Origin of the sequence: Maribacter aestuarii (assembly GCF_027474845.2) — a bacterium.
Classification (GTDB): Bacteria; Bacteroidota; Bacteroidia; order Flavobacteriales; family Flavobacteriaceae; genus Maribacter; species Maribacter aestuarii.
Map to the genome: position 1 here is coordinate 2,881,357 of NZ_CP107031.2, position 15,670 is coordinate 2,897,026.

The window sequence follows — 15,670 nt, forward strand, 5'->3', positions numbered from 1 at the left end:
TTTCTTAAATCACTGAGGTTTAGAAAAGAATCGATACATTGTGCCTTGCTCTTATTTCGAGTAAAAAGAACACTTTGCTAAACTATACCAAATACAAACATGATAGTTCTGAAACTTGGGTAACCTTCGTCCATGGAGCCGGGGGCAGTTCCTCCATATGGTTTAAGCAAGTTAGGGAGTTCAAGAACCACTTTAATGTACTGCTTTTGGATTTAAGGGGGCATGGAGATTCCAAACCCAATTTGAAAGCCGCTTTTGACGATCAATACACCTTTGATTCCATCACCAATGACATTTTAGAGGTAATAGATTACGAAGGAATAGAAAAATCGCATTTTATCGGTATTTCTTTGGGAACTATTCTGATTAGAAATTTGGCGGAAAAATATCCCCACCGTGTAGAAAGCATGATTATGGGAGGTGCGATTATGAAATTAAATTTAAGGTCTCAAATCTTGATGCGCGTCGGTGTTATTTTCAAATCTGTTGTGCCCTATATATGGCTCTACAAATTTTTTGCATTTGTTATAATGCCAAACAGGAATCATAGAGAATCTCGTCTACTGTTTGTTCGGGAAGCCAAAAAGCTATACCAAAAGGAGTTCATCAGGTGGTTTAAGCTTACTTCGGAAATTAATCCATTATTGCGTTTCTTTAGATCCGCCGATATCAAAATCCCTACCCTTTATGTTATGGGAGAGGAAGACTATCTTTTTTTACCTACTATTCGAAAGATTGCGACCTCGCATAATAATTCACACTTATTTATTATAGAGGATTGTGGTCACGTTGTAAACGTAGAGCAGCCCCAACTTTTTAATAGAATGGTTATTGGATACCTAGTGGGAATAGAAGGGAGGTGATTCAGTTTCAAATTTACTAGATATGAAAACCCGCTTTTTTATAGTAGTATTTTTCACGACTATTTTATATGGCCATGGTCAAACGGGTGATTGTTCTTGCTGTACAGAAAATCATATGAATTTTGATTTTTGGGTCGGGTCTTGGGTAGTTGAAGGCAATGAGGGTAAAAAGCTGGGAAATAATACGATTAATAAGCTGGAAGAAGGTTGTGTTCTTCAAGAACAGTGGGTTAGTACGGATGGAAATTCCACAGGAACTAGCCTTAATTTTTTTAATCAATCATCAGGACAATGGGAACAACTCTGGGTTGATAATTCAGGGACTCATCTCAAACTTAAAGGAAATAGGGAGGGGGAGCAAATGATTCTCGCCTCGGAGCCTTTTACGCATACCGATGGTAGTACCTATATCAATAGAATCTCTTGGACCAACAATAAGGACGGAACGGTCAGGCAAGTATGGGAAGTTTTATCATCTGATAAAAATGTGGTCTCCGTACTTTTTGATGGGTTATATAGAAAATTGGATTAACACAGGTTAGTAAAAGCAGCCCCAGGAGGGTATTGATAGCTAATTCAAATAACCACTCTAAAAAATAAGACAGAAGTTCTTTTTTTGAAGGTCGTCCCAGAGCTGCATTACAATTACTATTGGTTAGATTACTACTACAAATTAACACGGATGCTTGGTCTTAACGGGTAATACCTATAAACATTTCCATTTCCGATTAATTTTTACTCTCATTTTACACTAGGAGGTAGGGCTTTGGATCATTAAATTGTTATAATCAATAAGAGCCACCCTATTTTTGATTGATGAACAGAATGACTCTTACGAATTTTTATTAAAGTATAAGCAGTGTGACCACTAGCGGATGTTAATTAATACATGGCGAAGGATTTGGTCCAAATGGTCCCCTTACGTCTCCATCGGGTGTAGTAATTGTATAAATATGTTCCTCTTCAAAGGCACCACTAGTATAGGAAATTACCAATTGTGATGTACCTGAGGGGACATCTATATCAAAAGAAGCAGCAGCTCCTGCACTAAAAGTATAATCTGTTGCTACTCCATCTATTTCAAAAGTTACAAAAGCTCCGTCCCAACCGTCACCAAAGAGATCGGTCATATCAATGGTCCAAGTACCGGCTAAGGTGGCGTCGGAAATTGGGGAGCATTTAATCAAAACGATGAAATTAAAGGCTTGTCGCTGTTCCGGCTGACCGGTAATATTGGGGCTAAAATTATCAAATGTGACCACAGTCCCATCTGTTCCCGTGGCAGTTCCTAAAAACCGTATGAAATCACCACCAGAAATTTCATCAGTACTTATGCCCAATGCACCCGCAATTTCGGTATAAGGAATGGATAATTGACTTGGAAAGCTTGTGATCGTGGTAAGTGGAACGGTATCGCTTACAACTCCTCCCGATTCTCTACTTACTGCTAGCTCCCAAGAAGCTACATTGTTTTCCAAGGCATCCACGTTAGCCACCAGGGAACTCGATGCAATATCGCCGGCGGCAACAATTGTTTCCTCAACTAGTATTCTTACATAAGGAGCTTTTGAATCATCTAATTCTAAAAGATTCAAAGGGTTCTTGTCCTCATCTTCGCATGATGTAACTATTACAGCCATTGCAAAAATTCCTAATATTGATCTTATTGTTATTTTCATTTTTTACTTATTTATTTTGATTGTTACTACTTAACAAACCCTTCTGGATTAGTATCCCAGAACACAGGTGTATCTGGAGCTGCTTTTTGGGTGAAGTTATTATTACTGTCCGTAGCCGTTTGGGGATACCACATGGAGCGTAAGAAGGTTCCTGAGTCCTGTAGGACAAAACCAGGTGTCAAGTTGTCCGGTTGTCCTGTTCTTCTATATGTATTGAAAGCCTCAATACCATTTCCCCATAAAGCAATAAAATATTGCTCCGCGATAATTCTTAATTTATCCGTATTGCTTCCACTATCATAGGAGGACAATATCTCAGAAACATGAGCATCGATAGCTCCACCAGACGGAACAAAAGAAGTTCCTGCCGCTAAAGAAGACCCAAAGGAAATTACTTTGTTGATGGAGGCTCTTATTCCATTCTCCAAATAGACCCTTGCATCTCCACTCGTTCCTAATTCCAAAGCTGCTTCGGCCAACATAAAGTAGGTGTAAGAGGACATCATAATCGGAGAAATACCGGCACCTGCGAGTCCTTCAGACACAGCGCCTGAACCAGATACATTTCTGAAGGAATCGTCATCAAACGGCCCACCAACGGGATAGACCCCATGTAAAGTCCTAAAAGCATCATCCGGCGGAATACCGTCATCGTCCAAATGGTTCCGACCCCAATAGCCATTTAAACCATTGATATTTGGTACGGTGCAATATGGTTGGTCGGCATCCCACCACGAGGGCGTAGTTATCTGAGTAACACATTCTTTCGTAACCACGTCTGCTCCGGAAAAATCACTTTGTTGGCGATAAAAGTAATATCTTATTCTTGGGTCTGGTTCACCATATTGATTTGCCATTAAATCCATGTAGTAATTACATGTATAAAAATCACTATCAGGTCCGGCTCCGTCATAATTGGCATCAAAATAAGGATGCCTACTGTCTGGAGCTGCATTTGATGTTCCCCATTGGAAAAAGAAATCGTCAGATGCGTCTAAAACAAGCTCATTTCGTGCTATCAAGTTATTAATAACCGTAATGGACTCAGATTCATTTACCAAACGTGTCTGTAGATATAATTTCAAGCGCATCGTATTCGCTAATCGTATCCACTTGCTTTCGTCACCACCATAAAAAAGATCATTTGTTGGTAGGGCCAACTCATCTTTATTAAAATTTTCCAAAGCAGCTAGTAATAAAGCGTCTGCGGCCTCATAAATAGATTCACCGGAATCTACATTAGGATTGAGAACACCTTCACTGCCTATTAATGCTTCGGAATAGGGAATATCACCAAAAAAATCAACCATGGACATCATTATGTAAGCTTCAAGAACTTGGCCAATGGCCAAATGTGTAAACTGCTCAGCTTCTTCTGCCAATGGGTTCATCGTGCGGATATCTATAAGTGCCCGAGCATAGACATTATCCCATAGTCTGTCAAAATCCGATGGATTATACATATCTCTGTAAGTTGGGCCAAAACCATGTTGTATTCGCACTGGTTCCATTCCGAACTGACTTAGTCCATTTTCATTTCTACCTTCTTCACCAGAATGAATTTGCGCGGTCATTTGTTGAATTTGATTTAGGAAAAAGTCCACACTTGCTTGGTTGGGACTTAAGTCGTTGGGACTTTCCACCACCTGTAATTCAGTGGTTTCACAACTACCGATAAGTAGTATGCATACTAGGGCGAAACCCAATTTTTTTATTTTCATTATTTCTTTCATAATTTTTGTTTTAGCACTTACTGATTAGAAACTTGCCCTTACGGTAAAACCATATCTGCGTGCGGATGGTCCAGTGATATAATCAATTCCCTGTCCGTTACCCACACCAGCGCTAGAGGCGTTAGTGTCATAATTAAGGTTGCTCGGAAAGTTTAAAGCCTTAAACCATAGGTTTTGTCCGGAAAGTGTAAAAGAAAGTGCTCCGAATGGAGTCTTTTCTAGCAATTTTTTAGGAATAGAGTATCCCAAAGAGGCTTCTTGAAGCCTTATGGTAGAACCGTCAAAAACACTAAGTTCGTTAATATCCCCTCCAAAAAAAGTATTAAAACCGACCTCTGTTGAGGAGATTGCTACGTTATTGGGCGTACCATCCGCAAATACTCCTGGAAGTATATAGTTGGCTTCGCGATCTATAGGGTTATCTGCATCTACGGTACCACGACCAATTAAAGATGCAGCGGTTAGAGAGTAAATGTCCCCACCATGCCTATAGGATAAATTTGCAGAAAACGTTAGACCTTTATAAGATATAGAAGGTATTACCGCAGTAGTCCAATCAGGATTTGGATCACCAATTTCAGAAATGGTATTGTCTACCAAATAACGTCCATTACCACCTACAATTCTATTCCCATTAGCGTCCCTAAGAAAGGTTGACCCTAAAAAGACACCAAACGGTCTGCCCTCTACTGCATAGTTCGCGGCTTCTCCCGCTACTGCAAACGTTAGAAGAATATTATTAGTGCCTTCAGCTAAATCAGTAACTATGGTTTCATTGGTAGTAAAGTTACCGGCTAAATTAAACCTCAAACCATTCCCTTGGTTTTTGATGATGTCCAAGTCGTAATCAACTTCCACACCTTGAGATCTTATTCCCCCGATATTCACAAATGTGTTCGTAAAGCCAGTTGAGCTATCCAGAGTTTGCTGTGTGATTAGGTCTTTTGTAGTCTTTTCGTAAAGACTTACATTAAAGTTAAGCCGGTTAAAAAGTCTAAAGTCCATCCCTAGTTCTAGTTCGCCAATACGTTCAGCTTTCAAGTTTCTGTTTCCTAGCGTATTCGAAACTGTATTTCCAGAAATGACATTTCCATTGCTGTCAATGAAATTTCTTGCTCCCAAAGTGAGTACATCCCTTGTGTTGAAAGGGGTTGGGAAACCGGCCGAGGAACCATATCCAAATCTAAGTTTGAGATAATTAAGTGCATTTCCCTGAATGCCTTCAAATGCTTCCGTAGGAATAAATGATACACTGGCTCCAGGATATAGAATAGAATTATTTTCTGTTTCCAAAGTTGAAGACCAGTCATTACGAGCTACCGCGTTTAAATAAATATAATCTTTATAGGACAGCGTCGCATCCAAATAAACACCAACTAAATTTTCTTCGAAATCCCTATTAATTGGAATTCCAGAAAATGAATTAATGGCAGAAGGTGTTGTAAAATTAAAATGTTCTAGAACTCCAAAAACCAACTGTCCAGTACTTTCAAGACCATCTCTTGAGAAAGTATCTCTTCTGCTGTTCAAGCCCAAGGTAGCCTTGAGGTTTAAATCGTCGGATAAGTTTTTGTCCGCACTTAAAATCAAATCATGATTAAAAATACTGTTTCTTGCTGCCGATGTTCGTAAGATACCTAAAACGGGTCCGTCAACACCACCTTTGTTTTGTCCATAGCTATTAAGTTCTGTGTAACTATCCAACCCTAATCTATAGGTAAGGTTCATCCAATCATTAAACTCATAGCTTAAAGACATATTGCCAATAAAGCGCTCCGTGTCCTGAGATGTTTTGGAGTTTGCTACGGTCCAATAGGGATTCTGAATATCATTACCGGATCTGTAGTAAAGACTTCTTCCATCGGCTGCTTGGAAAGGAAGATTGGTTAAATCCACACTTCTAGGGGTGTAAAGAATATCCCCAAAAATTGCTCCTCCATTAAATGCAGCACCACTACCTGTACTAACCGCATTGGGAGGGGATTTAAAACCTGTTCTGACAAAATTAAAAACACCAGAAGCCGTAAGCTTATTAGATAACCTGGCATTTCCCCCGATACTGAAATTATTCCTTATTAGATTGTTGCCGGGCGTAAACCCAATATCCTCGGTCCTGCCGTAATTGGCGTTGAAACTTACTTTTTCCGAACCCCCTCTAATATTCACAGAGGTACTATAAACATATCCTGTCCTAAAAAACTCCTCTACACCATTATATGGTTTGTAGGGGTATGGGTCATCCAGTAAATCTTCAAATCCAGCTATTAAGGTTGGGTCGGCTATGAAATTAAACGGATGTCTTAAAATAGCCGTTCCGTTGGGCGATCCTCCTACAAATTGCGCTGCGTTGGCAATACCATCATCATCGGTTCTGTCAAACCTAGGTCCCCAATTACTGAAGAAATAACCAAAGCCTTGATGAAAACCACCGCCATAATTATCTTGATAATCAGGTAATATCGCATTGGAAAGAAATACGGACTGTGTTAGGGAGACCTCCGTTTTACTGGGTGCGTCTCCGGTCATAGATCCTTTTGTCGTTATAAGAATTACACCATTGCGCCCTCTATTACCGTAAAGCACGGTAGCACTTAGACCCTTTAGTACGCTAACGGATTCGATAGCATTTGGATCAATGTCCAAAAATCGGCTAGATTCCGTATTACCATCTAAGAAATTGGATTGGGTGTTTGTATCGGAATTAAAAGGTATTCCGTCAACTATAAATAAGGGTTGATTAGATTGCGTTGCAGATGAGAAACCCCGAATAATAATATTGGTTCCAGAACCTGATAGTCCGTTATTTGCCGTGATATTTACACCAGCAACCTTGCCACTGAGAACTCGTCCTATGTCTGCCTCAGGCCTTGCTTCCACAGCCTCGGCTTCGACTGTAGTAACGGCATATCCTAATGACCGTTTCTCCCTAACAATACCTTGTGCCGTAACTACGACCTCCTGTAAAGCCTGGGCATCCTCTACCATGGTTACATTAATTACGTCATCCGATCCTACGGTGCGTTCCTCTGTTCGCTGACCTATATAGGAAAAGACCAAGACCTGACCTTCGGAAACCTGAATGGCATAATTTCCATCAAAATCGGTTTGAATTCCTGTGGTTGTCCCTTTTACCAAGATGTTTACACCCGGTAGAGGCACGCCTTCTTCGTCCGTCACATTACCGGTTACAGTTTTTTTTTGTGCGTTAGCCCAAGTCATTCCCGTTAGGAAAAGCATGAACAACCAAATACATTTTTTTTTCATATGATAAAATTTAAATGAGTTAGTTATGAATGCTGTATGTAAAATCTGTCCCGAGCAGTTCTAAAAGCTGAGTTTGGGTTTATACTTTAAAAAAAAGTATTTCGAAACTGTTGTTATGATACTTAACTGTTTCAGAGTTGTTTTACATTAGTCATTCACGCCAAAGTAACAGGGTCTTTTAGTGATAGGAGGAAACACTTATAAACGTTTACTTTTCCGATAAATGTTTACGTTTATTTTACCTTTTATAACAAATGAGACTTTGCTTGTTGAATTTTTTAACTGATTTAATTTGTGGGGGCTATTTGTGAAAATGCAATCATAAGAAAGGTGGATGTTGAAAAATTCGGAATCTGAAGAAATTTGTGAGTTAGGAAGTTGGTTTTTCTACGAGATGAAGGCGATGTGTAAATTGCAGCCCTGAAAAGGTTTGATGACTAATTCAAACGAAACTCTAAGAAATTAGAAGATATTTTCTTATAGAAGTATGCTTACAGAGCTGCTTTACACTAGAAATTAGTATTCAAAATAACAAGCTCAAATTGGAACCCTAGGAAAGACTTATAAACGTTTACACACCCGATGAACAATTACTTAGTTTTTACCTAGGCTCTATACTTCCAATGCCATTCTTTGGTATTCGCTAGGGGTGACTTGGGTGTCTTTTTTAAAGGCCTTGTTAAAAGTTACCTTATTGTTGTAACCTACCTCATAGGCTACATCTATAATATTTAAATTCCAATGACTATCGGTTTCAAATATTTGCTTTGCTTCGTTGATTCGGTATTTATTCACCAACTCATGAAAATTCATTTTAAAATGTTCATTGATGACTTGTGAGGCATTGTGTCTTGTGGTATTTAAACGATCAGCTAATTTTTCTAGGTTAATATCGTTTTCCTTATATATTTTTTCCTCATCAAACAACCTTATTAAGTTTTCCATCAGCTCTTTTGACAAACTTTCCGTAAGTCCTGATTTTTCATATTTGAAAAAAATCTTATCAAAAGTCAAGGACCCACTAAAAACCCTAGGTTGCACGCTGGCGCAATAGCCAATGTACATCACCATCAATGCCATACAGATTACTTGGGAATGGTACAGGAACCCAGAAATTATGTGGTTGCTTATGAGAATTCCATATCCGGCATAGCAAAATATATAAGCTACGTGAATGACATAAATATTGCGTTGCCAGATGCGATTTGCCTTGTTATGAAACTCATTCTTATGTTTGGCTTCCAAATATAATTTTCTGATGAAGAAACCATAAACCATTAAGGAAATCAGCTTTAGGATTACTAAAATAACGACATCAGGGGAATCTCCGGGATTAAGACCGCTTTGGGCACGTTCCAACATTAATTCAAGTTTGGCATCGCTGGAAAGTGAATAGGTTGGAAATATATATATGATAAACAGTGCAGTTGGAATTAGATGGAGTAGGTCTAATTTCCTAAACCGATATTTTTGGGTAATCCTTCTAAAATAAAAATATAATAAAGGCCCGTACAAAAAGGAAAAGACCGTTGACATCAAGTAGGAGTGAGGAAAGTGATATTGATAATTGGTAATGTTAAGGCAAATATGAAAAATGAAGAACGAATGAATGAAAATGAAACTGCTGATGAGGATTTTTGCTATCCAATCAACTTTTTTATTGAACTGAAGAACAATAGCTATATAAAAGCCGATTAAAGCTACATAGAGGTACATGAAAGACCATACGCTAAAGTAAGGGCTATATTTGGTGGTGATTTTTTCAAATTCTGCTGTATCCCTTATAGTATCAAAGGAGGAATCATCCAGTATACGGGTATTAAAATCCGATTTTAGATAATCCTCAAGATAACTAACACTTTGTTGGGCATTATGAAGCGCAGAATAACTTTGGGCAACTTTTTTTAAGATTACAGGGTTATCATTTGTACTCTTCGCTAGAACTTCTTTGTAGGTTTCTATAGCTTCGGGAAACCTTCTTTCTATGAATAAATTCTCGGCTTTCTCCAGGTTTTCTTCAGCAGAAAACTGGACATGTTTATTCTTGATTTCCTTAAACTCTATCGGCGGAATAGGATAAAGATAACTGCCTAAAAGTAAGAATGTGATTAAGATTCTTATATTTTTCATTGGTTTTGATTGATGAATTAGCGTACTCTTAAATTACTCATAAAATTTAGACGAAATCTTAAGGAAACCTTAAAAAGGTAATCCCCGATAATAATTTACCCGTCCTAATGGTGTTTCGGCTAATGGATTATCTACTGAATTCAAAGTTTTGAAGTCTGTGTGGATGTGTCTGTAAAACAAAAAACCGGTGCTCCCACCGGTTTTTAAACTAACTAACTCAAAAATTACTAACTCAAAATTTTATAACTGTAGTGTTTTAATTTTTAACGGGTTATAATTAGATATATTGTGGAGAATGTTAAAAAATGTTCTTAATCCTGCATCGCAAATACTCTACGCAATATATCCGTAGTTCGGGATGAAACTTTTGTCCTTATTTCTTTTTCCTCAAGGGCAATCATCGTATAAACCCCATCTAAGGCTTTTGTTGTTACGTAATCCGTCAAATCTGGATTTACGTCATTGGTTAGCGGAATGGCGTTATATCTGTTAATGAGTGAATTCCATATTTTATCTGCACCTACCTTTTCAAACGATGATTTTATAACTGGATTGAACTTATTGTACAATTCGGTCTCCGTACGATTAATGAGATACGTTGTTGCAGCCTTATCGTCTCCAAGAAGAATGGATTTGGCATCGGTAAAGGTTATCTCCTTTATAGCATTGATGAAAATAGGCGTAGCTTCACCAACGGCATCTTCGGCCGCACGGTTTAGTACTCTTAACCCTTCATCCGCCAAATTGTCCAATCCTATGTCCCGCAACGTTTTGTCTACCTTTCTTAGCTCCTCCGGGAGCAGAATTTTTACAAGTTCATTTTTAAAGAAACCATCGGTCTGCGCAAGTTTACTTACTTGCTGATCTACCCCCTTATCCAAAGCTGCCTTTAACCCATTTGCAATTTCCTCATTGCTTAAAACTGTCCCTTGGGGTAGTTGGTTCACCACTTGCTGAAGTTCGTTGCAAGAGGATAAAAAAAGTATTGTTAGTATGAGACACATTCTTTTAGCCATATCCGTAGAAATTAATTTTGTTTTAGATGCTGATACCTAGCTTACGAGAAAATTACCGTTTTATTGTTATAAACCATTGTTTTTCTTAAAATGTGCAGTTTTACCGCCCTGGACAGAACAATTTTTTCAAGATCACGGCCTTTACTAATAAAATCTGCAATCGAATGTGTATGGGAAACAGCTGTTACATCTTGTTCAATGATAGGCCCCGCATCTAATTCTTCGGTAACATAGTGACTTGTAGCTCCAATTATTTTAACACCTCTCTTAAAAGCCGCATGATAAGGTTTAGCCCCTGCGAAAGCCGGTAAAAAGGAATGGTGTATGTTGATAATCCTGTTCGGAAATTTACCTATAAGATGCTCGCTTACAATTTGCATGTACCTTGCTAAAACAATGAAATCAACTTTGTAGCGTTTTAATAAATCTAGCTGATTTTGCTCGGCTTCTTCCCTATTTTCTTTTGTAATAGGTATATGATAGAACGGTACATTAAATTGCTGAGCTACGTAGTGCAAATCTGGATGATTGCTTAGAATGAAAGGAATATCTACGGCCAATTCTCCGGACTTGAACCTACTCAGTAGATCATATAAACAGTGATTATATTTTGAGACGAAGAGCGCCATTTTAGGTTTTAGCTCGCTCGTATGTAGGCTCCAACTCATATTATACGGACTGGCCAATTCTTTCTCAAAAATTTCTTTGAATTTGGTAAGATTGAAATTTTCTTGGTCGAATTCACTTTCCAAACGCATAAAAAAAACATCTGCAGGCTTATCCACATGTTGATCTAGGTAAACAATGTTGCCTTTTTTTGAATGAATGAAGCTAGTAACGGAGCTAATTATGCCCGGCTGATCAGGGCAATTGATAAGAATAATAGTTTTCAATGTATAGCTTTATGCCGACAAAAATAAGATTTTATGGAATAGAATTAAACGTAAGTGTAACGATGTGAATGAAAAATCAGGGATGAGAAACTTTATTTTACCTGAAGGAAGACTTCCACCTCTTATAATATTTTCTAAAGCTTTTGAGCTCCGCCCGCAATAAATTTAGGTATTCCGTTTCCTTTACGCCATCCTTTTCCAACCCAAGACAATAGGAGTTGATGTTTCTAATCATGATATTTATGAAAGAAACGTTCTTTAGACGTTCCGAGTTGGAAGTAGAAAATTCTGTTTGGGCAATTTTTTGAGGAATGAGTATGGCATCGGTTAAAAGTGAATTTGCTATAATATCCCTTAAGCTGTTGGACTCATAGAGTCTCATTAAGTCTTTGTTGAACGAAACATACGAAGCAATTTCTCTGCTCATGATACAAAGCTCCATTGCTTTCTTATAAATGGGAATATGTTCTAATCTTCTTTTGGACATTACGGACTTATCAAGCAATTTTATTTAAAGTTACAGCAGTTAATTCTCATAATACTTTCGTTTCTAAAGGTATTTTGTAAATTTACTTTTGAAAGAAAGTATTTTTAATTGAAAACTTTGGATATTAAAATAGACGAAATAAACTGGAAAATTCTACAGCGACTTCAAGAGAACGCTCGGGAATCCTTTGCCAATATCGGAAGGGGAATTGGCCTTACTGCACCAGCTGTAGCGGAGCGGGTAAAAAAAATGGAGGATTACGGAATTTTGGAAAAGTATACGGCAAAGGTCTCCCATTCGCTAACAGGGCATCAGTTAAAGGCAATAATTACGCTAAAGGCTTTTATGGGTAAATTGATGCCATTTTTAGCTATGGTAAACACATTAGAAGAAGTGGTTAATTGCTACAGGATTACTGGTAACGAAAACATTATTATGGAGGTGGTTTTGAAAGATCAGTTTCATCTGGAAAAATTTATTGATAAATTAATTCAATATGGAGAAACGAGGACAAGTATCGTGCTATCTCAAGTTATTTCAGATGCCCCTCTTCACAGGCTTAAAAATTAGTAACTAGGTAATGATTAAAAAAACTGTCCTTATTTTTAAATTTCAGAGCAGTTAATACTTAAATTTAAATAAAAAATTTGGCTAGATTTTTGATACAGTCATTAGCATGAAAAGAAATACATCTTTAATAGTTTTTTTGCTTCCTATACTATTAGTGGCTCAAGAATTGAGACTGACAAAGGGCACAATAACCGATGACATTGTTGTTAATGACTCCCTCTCCGAAACCATGGCTATTTACTTACCTAGTAGCTTTCAAATTACAAAGGCATGGCCAGTTCTTTTTGTTTTTGATATGGAGGGTAAGGCAAAACAATCGCTTTCTATGTTTAAGGATGCCGCGGAGCAAGAAGGTTATGTACTGGTAGGCTCCAATGCTGTTAATGACACTTTGACCATATCTCAAAATGTTTTGATTACAAGTAGAATGTTCAATACGGTGGTGGATATGATTCCTGTCTTAAAAAAACGTGTTTATACGGGTGGATTTTCCAGCGGGGCGCGTTTTGCATCTATTCTACCAACGTTCATTAAGGATATTGAGGGAGTTATTTCGTGCGGAGCAGCAATTGGCAACATCGAAATCCTTAACAATAAGAACCCTTATTATTTCATAGGAATAGTCGGAAGGGAAGATTATAACTACAGAGCCATGCTCGTAGACCAAAAAATTCTGGATAAGCTAAGGTTTCCCAATCAACTTTTAATTTTTGATGGAGGCCATAAATGGCCAAATAAAGATCATATAGCAGATGCTATGAGAATTTTTGCCCTCCATGGCATGGCCAAGGGGATGGAAGCAAAGAATGATAGCTTAATTACCAAGTCTTATAATAATTTTTTGGCGGAGGCTAATGAAATGTTTACGAATGATAGGCCCATATTGGCCAACTATCGCTTATCAACTGTCAATCGCGTATTTAATCCTCTGTTGGAGGTGGACTCTTTAAAGAGTACACTTAGAGCACTAAAAAGAAGTAATTCGTTCAGAACTAAAAATAGAGAACAGAATAACTATTTTCTAAAAGAAACATTTACCAAAGAGGATTATAATTACTATTTGGAAGAAGATATAATTACTTATAATTATAATAACCTGGGTTGGTGGAATTATCAAATGTCAGAACTGGACAAAATAGAACAAAGTACTAATTTGTTTAAGAGGCGTATGGGAAAGCGTTTAAGAGGTTACCTTAATGCTTTAATAGCTGATAATATAGACTTAATCAAATCTGGGGATAAAGTTGATTTCGAAGCTCTAAATTTTTTATATATGCTAAAAACGATAACGGAGCCTACCGATTATGAAAGTTATTTGAAAGTAATCTCTTATAGTGCTAGTATAGAGGATTATGGAACGGCTATGTTTTATCTTGAAGAATTACTGAAGAATGGGTATAAGAATAAATCTGAACTTTACGCTTTGGAAAATACGGCTTTGTTTAGGATAACACCAGAATTCAATGAGTTGGTGCGAAAGTATCTAAAAGAATCCCGTTACGACCTCATTGAGGACTAAAATATGGCACTTGTGCCAAGTCCCAGTCAATAACTAGTCCCTTTGCCAACGATTTGGTAATTTCCTTTCCATACAAGTTTTCACAAAGGTAGAGTGCAGCCTCAAAGCTTTTTGCCCCTCCAGCTGATGTAATATATTTGCCGTCATGTACAAACAAAACACTGTCTTTAACTTTTAAATGCGGAAACATTTTCTTGTAAGTCCCAATATCACTCGGAAAAGTAGTGGACACCACACTGTCCAGTAAACCCGCTTTGGCCAATACAAACGCCCCGTCACAATGACTGGTAACAAATTGTGCATCTTTGGCAACGCGTTTCACAAAATTTAGCATAATGGTGTCATTCAAATCGCTATCTAAATGATGTTCCGCACTAGGCACTACCAAAATATCAATGGGTGGAATTTCCTGGGCCGTATAATCGTAATCAGGAAGGATGCGCAAACCTTCAAAAGTCCTTATAGGATCTAGTGTATTTGCCAAAGAAAAAGTATTCATCGCTTTTATGCCCTGCCTATATTGCGTATGTTGATAAATATCGAAGGGTGCCGTGAGTTCCGTATTGTAGACGCCATTCATTATAAGAAATGCAACATTATAACGGTCAGGTTCCATATTTGGTACAGTACCTTCCTGTTGATTCACCGTCTGATTACAACTTACTAAAACCATCATAATGGCATACAATACCAAGTACTTTTTCATAATCTCAAAATTTGATGGTTGCAAAGTACATTGAATTCGATTTATGAGAAAATTGTTATGTTGTATTTTTGTATCAAATACGGGTTGTATGCAACGATTACGATACATTTTATGGAGCCTCTCTTTATTGATTTTTGCTTGTGGTAATGAAAAAAAGTATCATGATTCTATTGAACGCGAAACTCCGATTACCGCGTCCGAAAAGCTTGCTTCGGTTTTTCAATTTCAGGAAGAATTGAACACTGAGTTTAAAGATCCAGAAGTATCACCGCTGCCGGACAGGTACCGAAAGGATTTTGATGGTTTGGATTTTTTTAAGCCGGATACCAATTACATTATAAAGGCAAAATTTAGCAGAACGCCCGATGCCATTCCTTTTTTAATGCCTACTACTACGGAACGGAAATCTAAAGAGGTTGTATACGGAATTGCGCATTTTACGTTGAACGGAAAAGAATATAAACTTGAAATTTATCAAAATCCAGAACTTACCCTAGAGGAAGCGTTTGTAGATTATCTTTTTTTACCTTTTACCGATAATACCAACGGAACTGAAACATACGGAGGTGGAAGATACTTAGACTTAAAAATACCAGTTGGGGATAGCATCGTGCTGAATTTCAATAAGGCTTACAACCCATATTGTGCCTATAACAAGAAATATTCTTGCCCGTTGGTGCCAAGTGTTAATAATTTGGACACAAAGGTTTTGGCCGGGGTCAAAGCTTTCAAAAAGGATTAATACTGAAAAACCCGATGTTGAAGTCGGGCATTTCATTCTTAAACTATAAAAATCAACTAATCATTCTT

At 37.7% G+C, this 15,670-nt stretch carries 13 protein-coding genes; 5 read left to right on the plus strand and 8 right to left on the minus strand.

Translation table 11 applies throughout. The features are described 5' to 3' along the window. Positions 1-74: 74 nt before the first annotated feature. Entirely contained in the window at positions 75-863 is a 789-nt protein-coding gene (locus N8A89_RS13115; protein WP_281542651.1) for an alpha/beta fold hydrolase, read from the plus strand. A 22-nt stretch (positions 864-885) separates the two neighbouring features. Continuing rightward, positions 886-1,395 carry a hypothetical protein gene (locus N8A89_RS13120; RefSeq protein ID WP_281542652.1) on the plus strand — a complete coding sequence of 170 codons (510 nt, stop codon included), beginning with the start codon at positions 886-888 and terminating at the stop codon, positions 1,393-1,395. A 346-nt stretch (positions 1,396-1,741) separates the two neighbouring features. Here N8A89_RS13120 and N8A89_RS13125 read toward each other — a convergent pair whose 3' ends face one another. From N8A89_RS13125 to N8A89_RS13155, 7 genes are all read right to left on the minus strand, one after another. Then, the gene (locus N8A89_RS13125; RefSeq protein WP_281542653.1) at positions 1,742-2,542 is read right to left on the minus strand and encodes a hypothetical protein; all 801 of its coding nucleotides are present in this window, start codon (positions 2,540-2,542) and stop codon (positions 1,742-1,744) included. A 26-nt stretch (positions 2,543-2,568) separates the two neighbouring features. After that, entirely contained in the window at positions 2,569-4,275 is a 1,707-nt protein-coding gene (locus N8A89_RS13130) for a SusD/RagB family nutrient-binding outer membrane lipoprotein (protein WP_281542654.1), read from the minus strand. 24 nt (positions 4,276-4,299) lie between these two features. Further along, positions 4,300-7,539, minus strand: a complete 3,240-nt coding sequence (locus N8A89_RS13135) for a SusC/RagA family TonB-linked outer membrane protein (RefSeq protein WP_289644449.1) — start codon at positions 7,537-7,539, stop codon at positions 4,300-4,302. A gap of 612 nt (positions 7,540-8,151) precedes the next feature. Beyond that, positions 8,152-9,669 carry an AraC family transcriptional regulator gene (locus N8A89_RS13140; protein WP_281542657.1) on the minus strand — a complete coding sequence of 506 codons (1,518 nt, stop codon included), beginning with the start codon at positions 9,667-9,669 and terminating at the stop codon, positions 8,152-8,154. Between the two features lie 311 nt (positions 9,670-9,980). Next, the gene (locus N8A89_RS13145) at positions 9,981-10,685 is read right to left on the minus strand and encodes a DUF4197 domain-containing protein (RefSeq protein ID WP_289644450.1); all 705 of its coding nucleotides are present in this window, start codon (positions 10,683-10,685) and stop codon (positions 9,981-9,983) included. Between the two features lie 41 nt (positions 10,686-10,726). After that, positions 10,727-11,578: a formyltetrahydrofolate deformylase gene (purU, locus tag N8A89_RS13150; RefSeq protein WP_281542658.1), complete on the minus strand. Its 852-nt coding sequence runs from the start codon at positions 11,576-11,578 to the stop codon at positions 10,727-10,729. A 97-nt stretch (positions 11,579-11,675) separates the two neighbouring features. Next, on the minus strand, positions 11,676-12,065 hold the full coding sequence (locus N8A89_RS13155) for a hypothetical protein (protein ID WP_281542659.1): 390 nt from the start codon (positions 12,063-12,065) through the stop codon (positions 11,676-11,678). 117 nt (positions 12,066-12,182) lie between these two features. Between N8A89_RS13155 and N8A89_RS13160 the strand changes: the two genes are divergently transcribed. Continuing rightward, on the plus strand, positions 12,183-12,635 hold the full coding sequence (locus tag N8A89_RS13160; RefSeq protein ID WP_281542660.1) for an Lrp/AsnC family transcriptional regulator: 453 nt from the start codon (positions 12,183-12,185) through the stop codon (positions 12,633-12,635). A gap of 106 nt (positions 12,636-12,741) precedes the next feature. Then, positions 12,742-14,154 (plus strand): alpha/beta hydrolase family protein, encoded by a 1,413-nt coding sequence (locus tag N8A89_RS13165; protein ID WP_289644451.1) that lies wholly within the window; start codon positions 12,742-12,744, stop codon positions 14,152-14,154. Here the strand turns inward: N8A89_RS13165 and N8A89_RS13170 are convergent. Next, positions 14,141-14,860, minus strand: coding sequence for a DJ-1/PfpI family protein (locus N8A89_RS13170; protein WP_430682000.1), 720 nt, complete (start codon positions 14,858-14,860; stop codon positions 14,141-14,143). The two genes, N8A89_RS13165 and N8A89_RS13170, sit on opposite strands and share 14 nt — an antisense overlap. Positions 14,861-14,948: 88 nt before the next feature. Here N8A89_RS13170 and N8A89_RS13175 point away from each other — a divergent pair, with 88 nt between their 5' ends. Beyond that, a complete protein-coding gene (locus N8A89_RS13175) occupies positions 14,949-15,602 on the plus strand; it encodes a DUF1684 domain-containing protein (RefSeq protein WP_289644452.1) in 654 nt (217 codons plus the stop codon). Positions 15,603-15,670: the final 68 nt, after the last annotated feature.

What these genes read in the sequence shown, in the direction of transcription:
- N8A89_RS13120 (WP_281542652.1), top strand. Translation starts at nt 886, where the DNA reads ATGAAAACCCGCTTTTTTATAGTAGTATTTTTCACGACTATTTTATAT.
- N8A89_RS13125 (WP_281542653.1), bottom strand. Translation starts at nt 2,542, where the DNA reads ATGAAAATAACAATAAGATCAATATTAGGAATTTTTGCAATGGCTGTA.
- N8A89_RS13130 (WP_281542654.1), bottom strand. Translation starts at nt 4,275, where the DNA reads ATGAAAGAAATAATGAAAATAAAAAAATTGGGTTTCGCCCTAGTATGC.
- N8A89_RS13135 (WP_289644449.1), bottom strand. Translation starts at nt 7,539, where the DNA reads ATGAAAAAAAAATGTATTTGGTTGTTCATGCTTTTCCTAACGGGAATG.
- N8A89_RS13140 (WP_281542657.1), bottom strand. Translation starts at nt 9,669, where the DNA reads ATGAAAAATATAAGAATCTTAATCACATTCTTACTTTTAGGCAGTTAT.
- N8A89_RS13145 (WP_289644450.1), bottom strand. Translation starts at nt 10,685, where the DNA reads ATGGCTAAAAGAATGTGTCTCATACTAACAATACTTTTTTTATCCTCT.
- N8A89_RS13155 (WP_281542659.1), bottom strand. Translation starts at nt 12,065, where the DNA reads ATGTCCAAAAGAAGATTAGAACATATTCCCATTTATAAGAAAGCAATG.
- N8A89_RS13165 (WP_289644451.1), top strand. Translation starts at nt 12,742, where the DNA reads ATGAAAAGAAATACATCTTTAATAGTTTTTTTGCTTCCTATACTATTA.
- N8A89_RS13170 (WP_430682000.1), bottom strand. Translation starts at nt 14,860, where the DNA reads ATGAAAAAGTACTTGGTATTGTATGCCATTATGATGGTTTTAGTAAGT.
- N8A89_RS13175 (WP_289644452.1), top strand. Translation starts at nt 14,949, where the DNA reads ATGCAACGATTACGATACATTTTATGGAGCCTCTCTTTATTGATTTTT.